The sequence below is a fragment of the Leptolyngbya sp. FACHB-671 genome, assembly GCF_014695745.1.
Taxonomy (GTDB): domain Bacteria; phylum Cyanobacteriota; class Cyanobacteriia; order Elainellales; family Elainellaceae; genus JAAUTN01.
This window is the reverse complement of record NZ_JACJOV010000048.1, coordinates 63,739-78,149: the sequence shown is the minus strand read 5'-3', so window position 1 is coordinate 78,149 and position 14,411 is coordinate 63,739. Positions and strand designations below refer to the sequence as shown.

Sequence of the window (14,411 nt, the reverse complement as noted above, 5' to 3'; positions counted from 1 at the left end):
TGTGCAGACAGCGATGCAAATTGGCTTGCTCAGTCGCTCTGGCGATCGCTCGTTTCTTGCTCAATGCGATCGGTGTATTCAACAACAAGCTGCTCCAAAGATTCAGCAATATTTTGCAGTGTGATTAGTCCAGTGACTTGCGGCTGATTACTTGCTGGATCGGAGCACCAGGGGCAAAAATCGGAGGATGACACTGAATCACCTGAGCCAAAGAGATTTGCGCCAAAATGTTCAGTGAGGACATAGCTTCTCACTCGGTTGCTATGGTTGGAAGCGATCGCAAAGAAACTCCCTACAGTAATTCAGGAGTTTTTACGGTGCCACTGGCAAGTTTGTGTACGAAGATAGATGTCTAGTACACAAACTAACATACGTTCAAACCACAGACATGATTTGGCGCTCAGTCTACTGAACCCATCGGCTAAGGCTTATAACCTATCTGCTAAGCCTACGCAATCAGTTGGTTGAAATCCGTACAAGCTTTTTTGTGTTGTGTCAACTTAAACAGTCGCCGTAGTGGGTTGGGTGAAGCAAAGCGGAACCCAACAAAGACTAGGTAGACCTTAGGTTTTACCCAATCCACAGCGTGTCTAGTCTCATCTGATGGGTTAGCTTCAATGGCTAAAGTCTTCTGACAGCACAGGTTCTGCGATGCTCCACCCATCCTACGGCTTTAGTTACTACTTAGTTTGCAGCGCTAAGTTCCTCAATCGTGCTGATATTCTGCAGCTTTAATTCAGGGCTAGTCCGCTTAATTAATCCGGTCAGCACTTTGCCTGGGCCAATCTCAATGACCCGCTCCATCCCTTCCTGAGGCAAGCGTAGAGAAATTTCTCGCCAGCGAACTGAGCCAGTCATTTGGCGCACCAGCCGATCCTTCAGTACCTCCCCATCTGTAGCAGGCGTTGGCTCAACATTAGACAAGACAGGTACACGGGCGGTTTGAAAGGCGACGATGTCTAGGACTAACTTAAACTCAGCAGCGGCTTCTGCCATCAGCGGAGAGTGAAACGCACCGCTGACATTGAGCTTAACAGCCCGCTTTGCCTTGACCTGAGAAAGAATCTGTTCTACTGCTTCGGGCGTGCCAGAAATCACGACTTGCCCTGAATTATTGTCGTTTGCTAGCACCACATTTTCAGTTTGCTGGATCTGCTGCTCTAGTTGCTCCCGATCAAAGCCAATCAGCGCAGCCATCATCCCATCTGAAGCGCTATCCATCAGCTCTGCTCGTCGCTTGACTAGACGTAATCCCGTCTCGAAGTCAAACACGCCTGCCACGCAAAGCGCAACGTATTCGCCCAAACTGTGACCTGCAACCAGATCAGGCTGTTGACCCTTTTCGAGCAAAAGCTCCGCCAAAATGCTTTCGATGACGTAGAGGCAGGGCTGAGTGTAAAGCGTTTTGGATACTTTGTCGTCTTCGCTCTGGCAAATCTCAGGGATGGACCAGCCGAGAATTTGCTCAGCCTGATCAATTTTTGCTTGAGCGAGAGACAGATCGAGTAAGTCAGATCCCATGCCGATCGCCTGTGACCCTTGCCCAGGAAACACCCACGCGGTTTTAGTCATATTCATTTGCCCCTACTTCATTTGCCCCAACGAAAAATAGCTGCACCCCAGGTCAGTCCGGCTCCAAAACCAGAGGCGGCAATCACGTCGCCGGGTTGAATTCTGCCATCTCGCACAGCTTCATCCAACGCAATTGGAATCGACGCGGCGGAGGTATTGCCATATTCGCCCATGTTGCTGAGGACTTTCTGACTGGGAATGTTGAGCCGTTCGGCAACTGCGTCGAGAATTCGCTGGTTGGCCTGGTGCAACAGCAGCCAATCGACATCCTCAACGGTGAGGCTGGCATGGAATAGAGCCTTTTCCAAAACTTCGGGAACTCGCTTGACGGCAAAGCGGTACACTTCCCGACCGTCCATCGTAATAGGTTGGTAGGTGCCTTTACCGACACTAACTCCCTCAATCAGTTCTTTAGACTCTGCCTGATAGGAAAGGTTGAGGCAATGGTTTTGGCTGCCGTCACTGTGTAGCTCAAATCCTAACAGGCGATCGCCTCCCTCATGAGCCTGCATCACGACTGCACCCGCTCCATCACCAAACAGGACACAGGTACGGCGATCGGTCCAGTCTGTCCAGCGAGAAAGCAGATCGGCTCCAATCAGCAAGACATTGCGATAGGTACCGGTGCGGATAAATTGAGCCGCTGTCACCATGCCAAACACAAAACCAGAGCAGGCGGCAGTGATATCAAAGGCGGCCGCTTTGATCGCACCCAGTTCTGACTGAATTTTGCTGGCGCTGCCAAACAAATCGTCAGAGGTGGAGGTTGCCAGGATGATCAGATCTAGATCGGCGGCAGTGATGCCTGACATAGCGATCGCCGCCTGAGCCGCCTGGGTTGCAATATCTGTCACTGAACCTTGGGCATCAGACAGGTGACGCTGCCGAATTCCGGTGCGAGACGAAATCCATTCATCTGAAGTCTCCACAAACTGGCTCATGCCAGCGTTATCGAGAACAACAGGAGGTGCGGCTGAACCACTTCCTGTAATCGCAATGCCGATTCCTGATTGATGCACAGTTACTCTCCGTCCGGGGCGATCGCCTCGGTCTTCTGGTATTGGGATTGAATCTGATCAAGAACGTTGTGATCGACCGCCTCTTTAGCCAGACGAATGGCATTAAAGATTGAAGGAGCCTGGGAACTGCCATGACTGATGATGCAGATTCCAGCAACGCCCAGTAACAGACCGCCACCATGCTCAGCATGATCCATTCGTTGCTTGATCCGCCGCAAATTGGGCTTCAGCAAAGCTGTACCCACCTGACCATGTAGACCCTGAGGTAATTCTTCACGCAAAATGTGCAGCGCTACTTCACCGACCGCTTCGGCAAACTTCAGCAGCACATTGCCCACAAATCCGTCACAGACGACCACGTCAAAGTTACCCGACAGCACATCTCGTCCTTCGGCATTACCAATAAACGGAATCTTAGGGTTGTCGTGCAGCATTTGGTGCGTCCGAACGGCCAGATCATTTCCCTTAGAAGACTCTTCGCCGATGTTCAGTAGTCCGACTTTAGGTTCTTCAATGCCTAGCACCGAGTGAGAATAAATCGTGCCCATCATCGCAAACTGTTCCAAGAATTTAGGGCGACAGTCTACATTCGCCCCAACATCCAGGATCAGCACTGGTTTACTGGCGATTAGAGTGGGCAGTACTGCACCGATTGCAGGGCGATCGATGCCTTTCAACCGTCCCAAACGCAACAGTGCCGCTGCCATTGCAGCCCCAGAGTGTCCGGCTGAAACCACTCCATCGGCCCGCCCCTGCTTTACCAATTCCATCGCGACATTGATAGAAGCTTTAGGCTTGCGTTTCAAGCCACTAAGCGGCTCTTCATGCATTTCAATCGTGCCTTCTGCCGGAACGACCTCTACCTGAGAAGCGTTGTGATGTTTCATAGACGTTTCAATTTGCTGCGGATCGCCCACCAGCAAAACTTCTACGTCCAGTTCTTCGCGTGCCCTTAACGCCCCAGCGACGATTTCGGCGGGCGCATGATCTCCGCCCATCGCGTCAATTGCAATCCGTGCCCGAGTTGATCCCATTGACCAAAGTTATAGAAACCTAAAAAATTCTATCAGATGGACTCTCTCCTGGGACGGATAGAACGAACTACTCATTTTCTCCAGGCTCAATAATTCTTTGGAACAAGTAGCCTGTGCCCCGTGCGGTCAAAATTAATTCTGGGTTGCTAGGATCGTCCTCTAGCTTGGCGCGTAGGCGTGAAATGTGGACATCTACAACCCGTGTATCAACGTGGCGTTCTGGTGTGTAGCCCCACACTTCTTGTAAAATTTCGGAGCGAGAAAAGGGTTCTCCCGATCGCCCCACGAGCAGTTCTAGCAGGCTAAACTCCATGCCTGTCAGCCGAATTCGCTCGTCGCCTTTGTAAACTTGTCGCTTGTTGGTGTCGATCCGAATATTGTTGATGTGGATCACGCCGGAGCTAGGAATTCCAGTGGTGCCAACTTTTTCGACTCGACGCAACACAGAGCGAATTCGAGCTTCTAGCTCTTTTGGGGAAAAGGGTTTGACAACGTAGTCATCAGCGCCCAGCTCTAAGCCCGTGATGCGATCAGCCACATCACCCAAGGCAGTTAGCATGATGATGGGTACGTCTGACTCTTTGCGTAGCTCTTGACAAACTCCGTAGCCATCTAGCTTGGGCATCATTACGTCCAGCACGACTAGATCGGGGTCAGCATTGCGAAATGTGTCGAGAGCTTCTTCACCGTCCGCAGCTGTTACTACGTCGTAGCCAATCATCGATAAACGAGTTTCCAAGATACGACGAATGCTGGCTTCGTCATCCACAACCAGTATTTTTTCTTTATGATTTTCCAACTTACTCAACGCTCCTTAAGTGACCTTTTCGATAATTAATTTTTCATCACTTTATCATTAAGATATTACCTCATTAAGATCCCTCTGAGATCGCTGAAAATCGCGCTAGAGCTACATTTCACGGTTTCTTAAGATTCTTGCTGAAAATTAAACAGGGCTGAACAAATCTAACATTAATAAAAATGGCAAAGTCGCGATCGCAATATGTTTGTAACGAATGTGGAGCAGAGTCTCCTCAATATTTTGGTAAGTGTCCCTTTTGTAGCAGTTGGAACTCAATGGTAGAGCAGGTTGTACCTGCTAGTGCAAGTTCTTCAAGGGTGGGGGCGATCGCTGCTAAAACCAGCACAAAATCTAGGCGATCGGGTGAGTCAACTGCGCCTCAAGCAATTGTGTCGCTGACTTTACCGCAGATTTCCGACTATCCTCAATCGCGATTGTCCTCTGGCTATACGGAGTTAGACCGGGTCTTAGGAGGCGGCATTGTTCCGGGTTCCCTGGTGCTGATTGGGGGTGATCCGGGTATCGGCAAATCAACGCTGCTGCTGCAAGTGACCAATCGGCTATCGGCGCAATACCGAATGCTTTATGTCTGTGCAGAAGAGTCGGGGCAGCAGGTGAAACTGCGCTGGCAGCGTTTGTGTGGGGCAGAGAAGGGCAAAGAGGGAGATGTAAATGGAAGTTCTCGTCAGCCCCCAAATATTCGACAAGCTGTGGCAGAGGATGCAGACGGTAGGAATGGAGCAACTGGAGCTGCTGTAATTGCGCCCTCAGAGTCCAATCTTTATCTGTTGCCGGAAACGGATTTAGAAACAGTTTTGCTGGAACTGGAATCGCTGCGACCGCAGGTGGCGATTATCGACAGTATTCAGGCGCTCTATTTTGCCACCCTCAATTCGGCTCCCGGTTCAGTCTCTCAGGTACGGGAATGTACATCGGCGCTGATGCAGCTTGCCAAACGGGAACACATCACGCTGTTTATTGTGGGGCACGTGACGAAGGAAGGGGCGATCGCTGGTCCTAAAGTGTTGGAACACTTAGTTGATACGGTGCTGTACTTTGAGGGCGATCGCTTTGCCAGTCATCGTTTGCTGCGATCGGTGAAAAACCGCTTTGGCGCAACCCATGAGCTAGGCGTGTTTGAAATGGTCGATCGCGGTTTAGAAGAGGTGACAAATCCCTCAGAGCTATTTTTGGGCAATCGGGATGAAGCCTCTTCAGGAACAGCCACAATCGTCGCTTGTGAAGGTACCCGTCCCTTAGTTGTGGAGTTGCAGGCATTGGTCAGTCCAACCAGCTATGCTTCCCCGCGCCGTTCCACAACGGGAATTGAGTACAACCGTCTGCTGCAAATCCTGGCAGTGCTAGAAAAGCGGGTGGGAATCCCGCTGTCTAAGCTGGATGCTTATGTTGCTTCATCTGGGGGATTGAGTGTAGGAGAACCCGCAGCGGATTTGGGGGTGGCGATCGCTGTTGCTGCCAGTTTCCGCGATCGCATCGTTGATCCGGGTACGGTGCTGATCGGCGAAGTCGGCTTAGGTGGACAGGTGCGTCCCGTCTCGCAAATGGAGCTACGGCTCAAAGAAGCTGCAAAATTAGGGTTTAAGCGGGCGATCGTGCCTCATACCCAAGCCAATTCTGACTCTGGTTTAGAAATCATTCCAGTGGCAAGAGTTGTGGATGCGATCGGAGTCGCGTTGGTGAAAGGGGGGAATGAGGAAGAATGACGTAGGGGCGCGGCATTCAGAAAACTCTTCTCGCGATATACCGATGATTTTCGTCCGAATGCCACGCCCTCCGGATGCCATGCCCAGTTGGACATAACAAACCATTTGTGATTCACCCTTGATTTTCATCCGAACGTCATGTCGGATTTGGCATACTCTTGAACTGAACTCGAACTGGGGTTGAATCCGAACCGGGCGTAGCATTCGGATTCAAGTCTTTGCCTCTAACGCTTTTGTTGCCCGAATGCTGCGTCCCTACACGTTCTATGCGCCCTCTCTGAAATCTGTAATTCGGCGGCGTAGGTCATCGGCTTTGTCTGGTAGATCAGATTGGGCGATCGCCTCCTGTTCTCCTGACTTTAACCACTTGATCTGAACCGTTTCGCTGTCTGCTTCGGCATCACCCAGGATCAGGCAAGCGACTGCACCACTACGATCTGCCCGCTTGAACTGTTTGCCAAAGGCACTGCCGCTGAGATCAAGTTCTGCTGCAAATCCAAGCTGACGGAGGGTTTGGGCAAGTTTCAAGGCTTGGGCTTCAGCGCGATCGCCCCGCGACACGAGGTAAAAATCAACGGCTGCTGTTGCAAGGGATTGCTGTTGCAGCAGCAAAATCAGCCGCTCTAGACCGATCGCCCAACCCACAGCGGGAGTCTCTGGTCCGCCTAATTCTGCAACCAAGCCGTCATAGCGACCGCCACCGCAAACAGTGGACTGGGCACCTAGGTCATCAGAAATAATCTCGAATGCAGTGTGCGTGTAGTAGTCTAGCCCTCGTACTAGGCGAGGATTCAGTTGATAGGAAATGCCTAAATCTTCCAAAAGCTGCCGTACTCGGTCAAAGTGCTTTTGAGAATCAGGGCTGAGATAGTCCAAAATACTCGGTGCGTCTTGAGCGATCGCCTTTGTCCGCTCATCTTTGCTATCCAGAATTCGTAGCGGGTTGCGCGTCAGCCGATCCTGAGAGTCAGCATCTAGTTCCGCTTGGTGAGGCGTGAAATAGGCAACCAAGGCTTCTCGGTAAGTTTGCCGATCAGCGATAGTTCCTACTGAATTCAAGTCCATTCGCAGTGCCTTTAAGCCCAGCGATTGCAGTAGGTCGGTGGCGATCGCAATGACTTCTGCATCAGCACGCGGATCGGGACTGCCGACCAACTCAGCGCCTAACTGGTGAAATTGCCGCTGCCGCCCCGCTTGGGGACGCTCGTAGCGAAACATGGGTCCGGTATACCAGAGCCGCTGCACCCCACCCTGAGCGTGGAGGTGATGCTCAATAAAGGCGCGAATTACGCCAGCAGTATTTTCAGGACGCAGGGTAAGGGAGCGATCGCCCCGATCCTTGAAGGTGTACATCTCCTTGCCTACGACATCGGTTGCTTCACCAATGCCTCGCTCGAACAGGTCAGTCTGCTCAAAAATAGGAGTCCGAATTTCTCGATAAGCCGACCTGCCCAGAATATCTCTTGCAGCCGTCTCTACCCGCTGCCAGTAGCTGACCTCCTCTGGCAAAATATCGCGGGTTCCTCTCAAAGCCTGAATCGCGCCCATGAATTACTTCTCAGATTACTTCTCAGTCGGTTTAACCACTTCCCAGTTGCCGTAGCGATCGCCATAGTACGCCAAAATCTGCTCCACCCGTAGATGCGAAGCCTGGTCAGCCGCTGCCGTATATTGAATCCACAGCCCACCCACCTGACTCTGTAAATAGTCAAACTTTTGAGATGTCTGAGGCAACAACCCCGCCTCGACCCCCGCAACTTGACGTAAATGGGCTACTACTTCGCGATAGATTGCCAACGGCAACCGATCACATTGGATTTGGTAAGGCTGCTCTACATCTCCAGTTTGGGCACCAGTTTGGGCGATCGGTTGATTCATCATCTCAGCTAAACGCACTCATTAAGAAATAATTTCATCACTAGAAATGGGCAAAGTACAGCAGTTAACTTCATCAATACAAACTTTCCCCCACTGCAAGGCCCACCTGACCAGAGCAACTCGATTGCCGGTTGAAGTTTTGGTCAGGATATTGCTGATATGGTTGTCAACAGTGCGCTTGCTAATTTCTAACTTTTCTGCAATCTCCTGGTTGGTCAAGCCACCAGCCACCAGTTCCAGGATTTGCAATTCTCGATCTGAGAGTGTCCCAGAGGTCTGATCGCCGCCCGCCATAATGCTTCTCACCGTGTATATTTACTCATCGCCTCCCTCAATTCTAAGGGCTTCACTGCAAAAACCGCTTTTATCTCAAAATCCTGTTCAACTTTTGAAATGTTGCCGGGTGGAGAATCCTGCCCAAACGGGTTTCAGACGATAAAAGAATTGAATTTACAACATCTCAAAATCAACAGCTCAGAATATCGATGTGTTCAACTTTCTGGATTTGGTTAAAACGGATTGTTTTGGTGGTGTCAGCTTGGGCATGGGGACTGTTGGCTATTGCTCCAGTGAGTTGGGCTGCACAACCAAACTCCAACCAGGAGACGACTCCTACTTTGGAGGAAACAACGCCTAACCGCTCCAGCCCAGACGTTAATGATATTTCTTCAGAAAAGGTGAGCCAGTTTGTTCAAGCTTATGTACAGGTGATCAAGTTGGTTGAGCAACGAGAAGGTGAGCTTCAAAGTGCAGAAACCGAATCTGAATCACTACAAGTTCAGCAAGAGATTGAGGCAGAAGCGTTTAAGGCGATCGCTTCCACAGGCTTAACCTGGCAAGAATACTTGCAGCTTTTAGGGTTAGCAAATACCGACCCAGAATTTGGTGAACGCATTGCCACCCAACTTCAGGAAGCAGGAAGTTAAGTTGATATACTTGAGGCGACAACAAATGTACTAATTTTGTTTATTCCTAAGCTTCTTTTGCAATGATTTGTTCAGGTTGAGAGCAATCTGATGGTTTTACACGCTTCACACAATCCATCCACTCAATCACCCCCAACTGTTACCTGGGACATTTTGCCTGCCGGCTACAAACTACCTGACGACCCGGTGGAAAATATTCAACAACCACTCCTAGCAGCAGCCCTTACTGATGCACTAGGCGCAAATCAGCGAATTCTGCCTGAAATGCTGATTGTCTCCAATTTTGGGCTGGTTGCTACTGTCAATAAAAAAATGTTGTTAAAGCTCCTGATTGGCTCTACGTGCCTCGTGTAAATCCCGTAGCTGAGGGGGTAATTCGCCGCAGCTATACCCCAAATCGAGAAGGTGATCGCGTGGCAGTTGTGATGGAGTTTTTATCCGAAGAAGATGGTGGTGAACTATCGGTTCGCTCTACGCCACCCTACGGCAAGCTTTACTTTTACGAACACATCTTACAAGTTCCGACCTATGTTACTTACGATCCTTATGAACCCAAACTAGAGGTGCGCTGTCTTCAAGCAGGGCGCTATGTGCTGCAACCTGTCAACTTGGAAGGGCGAATTCATATTCCTGAGTTAGACCTGTGGCTAGGAATTTGGAGAGGAGAACGGTTAGGACATACAATCAACTGGTTGCGCTGGTGGAATGCGTCTGGAAATCTGCTTTTGTGGAGTTCAGAACAGACTGAGCAAGAACGTCAACGTGCTGAGGCGTTAGCAGCAAAGCTACGAGAGCTAGGGATTGATCCTGAACAACTGAGTTGATACGACACTGCCTATTTCGATCAAAACGTTTTTTGTCTAGAAGCTCCGTGTGGCACGGTCTTCCACAGGTATGAGTGAGGCGTTAAGGTATCGCTATAGTCATACAGGCTAGAACAAAGAAGGGAGGCAGGTCTTCGACCTGCCTCCCTTCTTTGTTCTAACTTAAGCGACTAGCACTATAAAAGCGCCCATACTACAGAACGGCGGGTTCTTGCAGTTCGGCAGTTTTCAAATTGGACTCTGCTTTCGCTGCTAGATACTCCGTCAACTGCGCTTCAATTTCATTTCGCACAATTTGACGATATTCAGCAAAATGTTCATTCAAAGCACAGTTAACTAGATAGGTTTCAAACACACCTGGGTTGTGCCGAATGATTGAGAAAAGCTGCCGCCAAAACTGAAAGCGTGTATCTCGCTTGATCCCTTGCCGCCAACAAATGGTAAAAAGCGCCCGAATGTCAGAAAATTCTGGCACTTTAAACTTCTTCTTATTAGGGTTTGGTTTCATAGCCAGAAAGTGACGATGAACTCGCGCTAAATAGCGGCTAGGCTCATACAAATCCCAGAAACAACGGACATATTCCCGTGCAATTTCTTCTAGGGGGCGAGTCGGAATAAAGTTGGTTAATGTCGTCTGGTGAATGTTAGCTTCATCGTCGCCATCGAGCAATCGCCCTTCTTTTTCAAGTCGATGCCACAGAGCCGTATTGGGCAAGGCCTGAAGCATACTAAAGAGCGCTTGTGGAATTGCGGTCGCTTCAACAAATTCAACGATGCGATCGCCTGCTCCTGGCTTCTCATCATCAAACCCGATGATGAAACCTGCCATGACTCGCAGACCTACTTCGTTAATCTTTTGCACAGATTCTATTAACGAGTTGCGCGTATTTTGAAACTTTTGAGTTAAAGAAAGGCTTTCTGTATCGGGGGTTTCGATGCCTAAAAACACAGCTGTAAAATTAGCTGCAATCATTAAATCCAATAATTCCTGATCTTGAGCCAAATCTACAGAAGCCTCTGTAGTCAGACGGAATGGATAACCGTGTTCCTTCATCCAAGGCGCTAGTTCTCGCAGTAGCAGCTTCACATTGCGCTTATTGCCAATGAAGTTGTCATCTACGATAAAAATCGATCGCCGCCAGCCTAAGTCATACAGCGCTTGTAACTCTGCCAAAAGCTGAGCGGGAGCCTTTGTTCGAGGCTTACGACCGTACAGTACGATAATGTCGCAAAACTCACATTGAAACGGGCAACCCCGCGAAAACTGAACTGACATATCGTTGTATGCCCGCAAATCCAGTAAGTCAAATCGGGGAACGGGGGTCGTCGTGACATCAGGTTTCTCCCCATTGGCACGGAATACGCCTGAAGTTTCTCCTCGCTCCAGCGCTTCCACCAGCATCGGCAGGGTGATTTCGCCTTCGTCTAACACCAAGAAATCTGCGCCCGCTTCTTGCGCCGCTTCCGGCACAGAGGTAACGTAAGGACCACCAACAGCAACCCGCTTGCCGCGCCGTTTTGCTTCGCTAATCAGGTGTAGCATGTCAGGCTTCTGCACAATCATGCCTGAAATGATGACTAAATCTGCCCAATACCAGTCAGCTTCGCTCTCTAGTCGGACGTTGCGGTCAGCTAGACGAAACTCCCAGGTTTGAGGCAAGATCGCAGCGACCGTAGTTAGGCTCAATGGAGGGAGAGAAACCTTACGACCAACCAGCTCCAAAGCTTTATCAAAAGACCAGAATGACTTTGGGAAAAGGGGATAAAGCAGTAAAACCCGCATTAAGTCGTGCCTCACACTATGAATATTGACCCAGAATATTTTCCCAGCATATAGCAGGGCTAAATAATTTGTGAAATTGGCGGTTGTAAGAACCATCAAAAGAAACAAATTGGGGCGCGGGAACTACGCCCCTACGCCCCAATTTTCGTTCACAATCTGCAACGTCAGTCCTCAAACCAAAGGAAATTGTGTTCCTTGCTACACGACATTTTAACCTAGTAACTCCTGAAGACTATCAGGATCAACATAGTGGCAAGTCGTGTTGTCCAGACAAATCAGTGCCCAACCCGCCTGATCAATTCCAACTAGCTTGTAAGCAGTTTCTTGAACAAAATATCCTTTGTGATTACGAGTCCCGGGCTGAACTTCAAAGTTATATGTATCTGTGCTCAACATGTCTTTATCCTCTGGTTTCAAAAACGAACTGTCAAAATTTATAAAATATGGGTTTGTCTTCCCCATCAGTTAACTTAACCTTATCTCTAAAATTGTGAATTGGTCGTTAAGTTATCTGAACAATTGAATCTTAACCTTCATTAAGTTATAGAAATCCTGTTTGAACTCCCCTCAGAGAAGGGTTTGAGCGATCGCAAATCAAATCTGCTTGACCGAATGTAAATGTTTAAATATAAACACTCTCAGTTTTAAAATCATCTCTTAAGAAGCTTGATGATTAAAGCCAGATGGCTGTAGAAACTGAATTTCAATCATTACAATTGGTCTACATTCTCTCTTTCCTAACCTTCCTAACCTACAAAATTTGAACGAGCGGTAAAAAACGCTTGCTCCAGCAAAGATTCAGGATATAGTAAATGTGAGGCTTTAATTCGGTGTAAGTTTAGTTTGTATATCATCGGCAGACGGCTATCCGAAATTTGGATCTCAGATATTTTTCTAACCGGAGTAGCTTATGTCAATCTATGTAGGTAATCTGTCCTACGAAGTCACCGAAGCTGATGTCAACACCGTTTTTGCTGAATACGGTACGGTTAAGCGAGTTCAGTTACCAACTGACCGGGAAACGGGTCGTATGAGAGGCTTTGGTTTTGTTGAAATGGGGACAGATGCAGAAGAGGCAGCAGCCATCGAAGCATTGGATGGAGCCGAGTGGATGGGGCGTGATTTGAGAGTTAACAAAGCAAAACCTCGCGAAGATAGAGGCTCTTCGGGTGGCGGCGGTTGGGGCAATAATAACCGTCGTCGCTACTAGAAGAAATAAACCATGAAAACTCCTGAACTTCTGAGCCGGTATGCTGCCGGACAGAGAAACTTTAGCGGCATCAATTTGATTGCAGCAAAACTAAGAAGTGTAAATCTAAGGCGTGTTAACTTTAGTGAAGCAGATTTGACTCAAGTCAACCTGAGCTATTCCTGTCTTAGCGGAGCAGATCTGCGTAACGCTAACTTGTGGAATACAAACCTCACAGGTGCAAACCTGGCAGGTGCAAACCTCACAGGCGCAAATTTGACCGGGACAAATTTCACAGGCGCAAATTTGACCGGAGTTAAACTGGAGCAGTCTAACCTCAAGGACGCATCTCTAGAGGGGGCAACCATGCCCGATGGGGTAGTTCGCGAGCCCGTTAAGTAGCACTGATTCAGACTGCAAGCGCAAAATAGTGCAATGTTATAAACCCAGTTCTTGGAAGGATATCTTCTAAGGGCTGGGTTAATTTATTTTGTGAAGATTCCTGTGAATGTTTCAGATCTAGTGAGCAGCAGCAGTTTCGCAGTCTAATTTGCTTCTACTATTTGCTTCTACTCGATCGGAAGCATTCCCTCTCATCATTCCATTTCTTGTCTTCCTCATAACTGGCTTCTGGCTATTGATGATCTTTGATTGCGTTCGCAATAGCCTAGAGGGAACATTCAGAGTCCTCAATAAAAACTATGTCTAGCTGTTTATCTGGGTTTATGGGTTTGTGTGTTGGAGATGCGCTGGGCGTTCCAGTCGAGTTTACAAGTCGGGCTCAACGGACAATAGCTCCAGTTGCAGGAATGCAGGGCTATGGCACCTGGAACCAATCGCCCGGTACCTGGTCTGATGACAGTTCGCTAACCTTTTGTTTGGCAGAAAGCCTCTGTAGCGGATATTCGCCGAAGGACATCGCCGAAAAATTTTGCTGCTGGTACAGTGAAGCGTACTGGACGGCACATGGTGAAACGTTTGATGTGGGAAACACGACTCAAGTGGCGATCGCCAAATTACAGCGCGGCATTTCTCCTTTGGAGTCGGGTGAGAGCAGCGATCGCAGCAATGGCAACGGTTCTCTAATGCGAATTTTGCCGATGGCGTACTGGCACAAGCGGCTAGATTTCCCGGAGTTGATCGATCGCGTCCATCAAGTTTCCAGCATTACCCATGCTCATCCTCGTTCTCAGATTGCGTGTGGCATTTACATCAGTGTTGCCATTGATCTGCTGCAAGGGTCTGATCTGGAAACGGCGTATCGGCAGGGGTGGGAACGAGTTCAGCAAATTTATCAGAAATCACCCTACAGTTCAGAACTGCCGCACTTTGAGCGGATCACAAATGGGTCGATCGCTAGCTTACCTGTTGATGCGATTCAATCGAGTGGCTATGTGATTCATACGTTAGAAGCTGCGCTCTGGTGTTTATTCAACACTCATTCTTATGCTGAAGCGGTGTTGAAAGCAGTTAATTTGGGCGACGATACCGATACAACTGCTGCTGTCACAGGAGGTCTAACCGGAATCTACTATGGGTTAGACAACATTCCTGTGGAGTGGATAAATCAGATTGCTCGAAAAGCAGCAATTGAAGATTTGGCAACTCGATTTGAACAGGTCACTAACGCCTGATGTTTGCTTGATATTTGCTTGACGTT

The 14,411-nt window shown here is 48.9% G+C and carries 17 protein-coding genes; 7 read left to right on the top strand and 10 right to left on the bottom strand.

The window, feature by feature from the left end:
* Window positions 1-29: 29 nt before the first annotated feature.
* From H6F93_RS03310 to rpaB, 5 genes are all read right to left on the bottom strand, one after another.
* Complete coding sequence (locus H6F93_RS03310; RefSeq protein ID WP_190679209.1) at window positions 30-254, bottom strand: hypothetical protein; 225 nt, start codon at window positions 252-254, stop codon at window positions 30-32.
* A 430-nt stretch (window positions 255-684) separates the two neighbouring features.
* Window positions 685-1,572 (bottom strand): ACP S-malonyltransferase, encoded by an 888-nt coding sequence (gene fabD / locus H6F93_RS03305; protein ID WP_190644789.1) that lies wholly within the window; start codon window positions 1,570-1,572, stop codon window positions 685-687.
* A 17-nt stretch (window positions 1,573-1,589) separates the two neighbouring features.
* The gene (locus tag H6F93_RS03300) at window positions 1,590-2,591 is read right to left on the bottom strand and encodes a beta-ketoacyl-ACP synthase 3 (protein ID WP_190679207.1); all 1,002 of its coding nucleotides are present in this window, start codon (window positions 2,589-2,591) and stop codon (window positions 1,590-1,592) included.
* A gap of 2 nt (window positions 2,592-2,593) precedes the next feature.
* Window positions 2,594-3,625: a phosphate acyltransferase PlsX gene (gene plsX / locus H6F93_RS03295; protein ID WP_190644791.1), complete on the bottom strand. Its 1,032-nt coding sequence runs from the start codon at window positions 3,623-3,625 to the stop codon at window positions 2,594-2,596.
* A gap of 67 nt (window positions 3,626-3,692) precedes the next feature.
* A complete protein-coding gene (rpaB, locus tag H6F93_RS03290) occupies window positions 3,693-4,424 on the bottom strand; it encodes a response regulator transcription factor RpaB (RefSeq protein ID WP_190644792.1) in 732 nt (243 codons plus the stop codon).
* A gap of 182 nt (window positions 4,425-4,606) precedes the next feature.
* On the opposite strand from rpaB, the gene radA reads away from it, so the two are divergent.
* Window positions 4,607-6,151 (top strand): DNA repair protein RadA, encoded by a 1,545-nt coding sequence (gene radA / locus H6F93_RS03285; RefSeq protein WP_190679205.1) that lies wholly within the window; start codon window positions 4,607-4,609, stop codon window positions 6,149-6,151.
* A gap of 264 nt (window positions 6,152-6,415) precedes the next feature.
* Here the strand turns inward: radA and hisS are convergent, their stop codons facing one another.
* The 3 genes from hisS to pedR are packed head-to-tail and all read right to left on the bottom strand — an operon-like array spanning window position 6,416 to window position 8,335.
* The gene (hisS, locus tag H6F93_RS03280) at window positions 6,416-7,699 is read right to left on the bottom strand and encodes a histidine--tRNA ligase (RefSeq protein WP_190679203.1); all 1,284 of its coding nucleotides are present in this window, start codon (window positions 7,697-7,699) and stop codon (window positions 6,416-6,418) included.
* A 15-nt stretch (window positions 7,700-7,714) separates the two neighbouring features.
* Window positions 7,715-8,032 (bottom strand): hypothetical protein, encoded by a 318-nt coding sequence (locus H6F93_RS03275; RefSeq protein ID WP_242042168.1) that lies wholly within the window; start codon window positions 8,030-8,032, stop codon window positions 7,715-7,717.
* 18 nt (window positions 8,033-8,050) lie between these two features.
* Window positions 8,051-8,335, bottom strand: a complete 285-nt coding sequence (gene pedR, locus H6F93_RS03270) for a photosynthetic electron transport-dependent transcriptional regulator PedR (RefSeq protein WP_524537887.1) — start codon at window positions 8,333-8,335, stop codon at window positions 8,051-8,053.
* A 179-nt stretch (window positions 8,336-8,514) separates the two neighbouring features.
* Here pedR and H6F93_RS03265 point away from each other — a divergent pair, with 179 nt between their 5' ends.
* From H6F93_RS03265 to H6F93_RS03260, 3 genes are all read left to right on the top strand, one after another.
* Window positions 8,515-8,955: a DUF4168 domain-containing protein gene (locus tag H6F93_RS03265; protein ID WP_190679201.1), complete on the top strand. Its 441-nt coding sequence runs from the start codon at window positions 8,515-8,517 to the stop codon at window positions 8,953-8,955.
* A gap of 90 nt (window positions 8,956-9,045) precedes the next feature.
* Window positions 9,046-9,309 carry a hypothetical protein gene (locus H6F93_RS35635; protein WP_524537886.1) on the top strand — a complete coding sequence of 88 codons (264 nt, stop codon included), beginning with the start codon at window positions 9,046-9,048 and terminating at the stop codon, window positions 9,307-9,309.
* The gene (locus H6F93_RS03260; RefSeq protein ID WP_524537885.1) at window positions 9,297-9,779 is read left to right on the top strand and encodes a Uma2 family endonuclease; all 483 of its coding nucleotides are present in this window, start codon (window positions 9,297-9,299) and stop codon (window positions 9,777-9,779) included. Before H6F93_RS35635 ends, H6F93_RS03260 begins: the two co-directional genes overlap by 13 nt.
* 193 nt (window positions 9,780-9,972) lie before the next feature.
* Here the strand turns inward: H6F93_RS03260 and H6F93_RS03255 are convergent, their stop codons facing one another.
* Window positions 9,973-11,562, bottom strand: a complete 1,590-nt coding sequence (locus tag H6F93_RS03255; protein WP_190644798.1) for a B12-binding domain-containing radical SAM protein — start codon at window positions 11,560-11,562, stop codon at window positions 9,973-9,975.
* 210 nt (window positions 11,563-11,772) lie between these two features.
* A complete protein-coding gene (locus tag H6F93_RS03250) occupies window positions 11,773-11,958 on the bottom strand; it encodes a hypothetical protein (protein ID WP_190644799.1) in 186 nt (61 codons plus the stop codon).
* Window positions 11,959-12,472: 514 nt separating this feature from the next.
* On the opposite strand from H6F93_RS03250, the gene rbp reads away from it, so the two are divergent.
* The 3 genes from rbp to H6F93_RS03235 all read left to right on the top strand — a co-directional run bounded on the left by rbp (window position 12,473) and on the right by H6F93_RS03235 (window position 14,385).
* Complete coding sequence (gene rbp, locus H6F93_RS03245) at window positions 12,473-12,772, top strand: RNA-binding regulator (protein WP_190644800.1); 300 nt, start codon at window positions 12,473-12,475, stop codon at window positions 12,770-12,772.
* A 12-nt stretch (window positions 12,773-12,784) separates the two neighbouring features.
* Window positions 12,785-13,153 carry a pentapeptide repeat-containing protein gene (locus tag H6F93_RS03240; protein ID WP_190679198.1) on the top strand — a complete coding sequence of 123 codons (369 nt, stop codon included), beginning with the start codon at window positions 12,785-12,787 and terminating at the stop codon, window positions 13,151-13,153.
* A gap of 299 nt (window positions 13,154-13,452) precedes the next feature.
* The gene (locus H6F93_RS03235; RefSeq protein WP_190679195.1) at window positions 13,453-14,385 is read left to right on the top strand and encodes an ADP-ribosylglycohydrolase family protein; all 933 of its coding nucleotides are present in this window, start codon (window positions 13,453-13,455) and stop codon (window positions 14,383-14,385) included.
* Window positions 14,386-14,411: the final 26 nt, after the last annotated feature.

What these genes read in the sequence shown, in the direction of transcription:
- fabD (WP_190644789.1), bottom strand. Translation starts at nt 1,572, where the DNA reads ATGACTAAAACCGCGTGGGTGTTTCCTGGGCAAGGGTCACAGGCGATC.
- plsX (WP_190644791.1), bottom strand. Translation starts at nt 3,625, where the DNA reads ATGGGATCAACTCGGGCACGGATTGCAATTGACGCGATGGGCGGAGAT.
- radA (WP_190679205.1), top strand. Translation starts at nt 4,607, where the DNA reads ATGGCAAAGTCGCGATCGCAATATGTTTGTAACGAATGTGGAGCAGAG.
- hisS (WP_190679203.1), bottom strand. Translation starts at nt 7,699, where the DNA reads ATGGGCGCGATTCAGGCTTTGAGAGGAACCCGCGATATTTTGCCAGAG.
- H6F93_RS03275 (WP_242042168.1), bottom strand. Translation starts at nt 8,032, where the DNA reads ATGATGAATCAACCGATCGCCCAAACTGGTGCCCAAACTGGAGATGTA.
- H6F93_RS03265 (WP_190679201.1), top strand. Translation starts at nt 8,515, where the DNA reads ATGTGTTCAACTTTCTGGATTTGGTTAAAACGGATTGTTTTGGTGGTG.
- H6F93_RS35635 (WP_524537886.1), top strand. Translation starts at nt 9,046, where the DNA reads ATGGTTTTACACGCTTCACACAATCCATCCACTCAATCACCCCCAACT.
- H6F93_RS03255 (WP_190644798.1), bottom strand. Translation starts at nt 11,562, where the DNA reads ATGCGGGTTTTACTGCTTTATCCCCTTTTCCCAAAGTCATTCTGGTCT.
- H6F93_RS03250 (WP_190644799.1), bottom strand. Translation starts at nt 11,958, where the DNA reads ATGTTGAGCACAGATACATATAACTTTGAAGTTCAGCCCGGGACTCGT.
- rbp (WP_190644800.1), top strand. Translation starts at nt 12,473, where the DNA reads ATGTCAATCTATGTAGGTAATCTGTCCTACGAAGTCACCGAAGCTGAT.
- H6F93_RS03240 (WP_190679198.1), top strand. Translation starts at nt 12,785, where the DNA reads ATGAAAACTCCTGAACTTCTGAGCCGGTATGCTGCCGGACAGAGAAAC.
- H6F93_RS03235 (WP_190679195.1), top strand. Translation starts at nt 13,453, where the DNA reads ATGTCTAGCTGTTTATCTGGGTTTATGGGTTTGTGTGTTGGAGATGCG.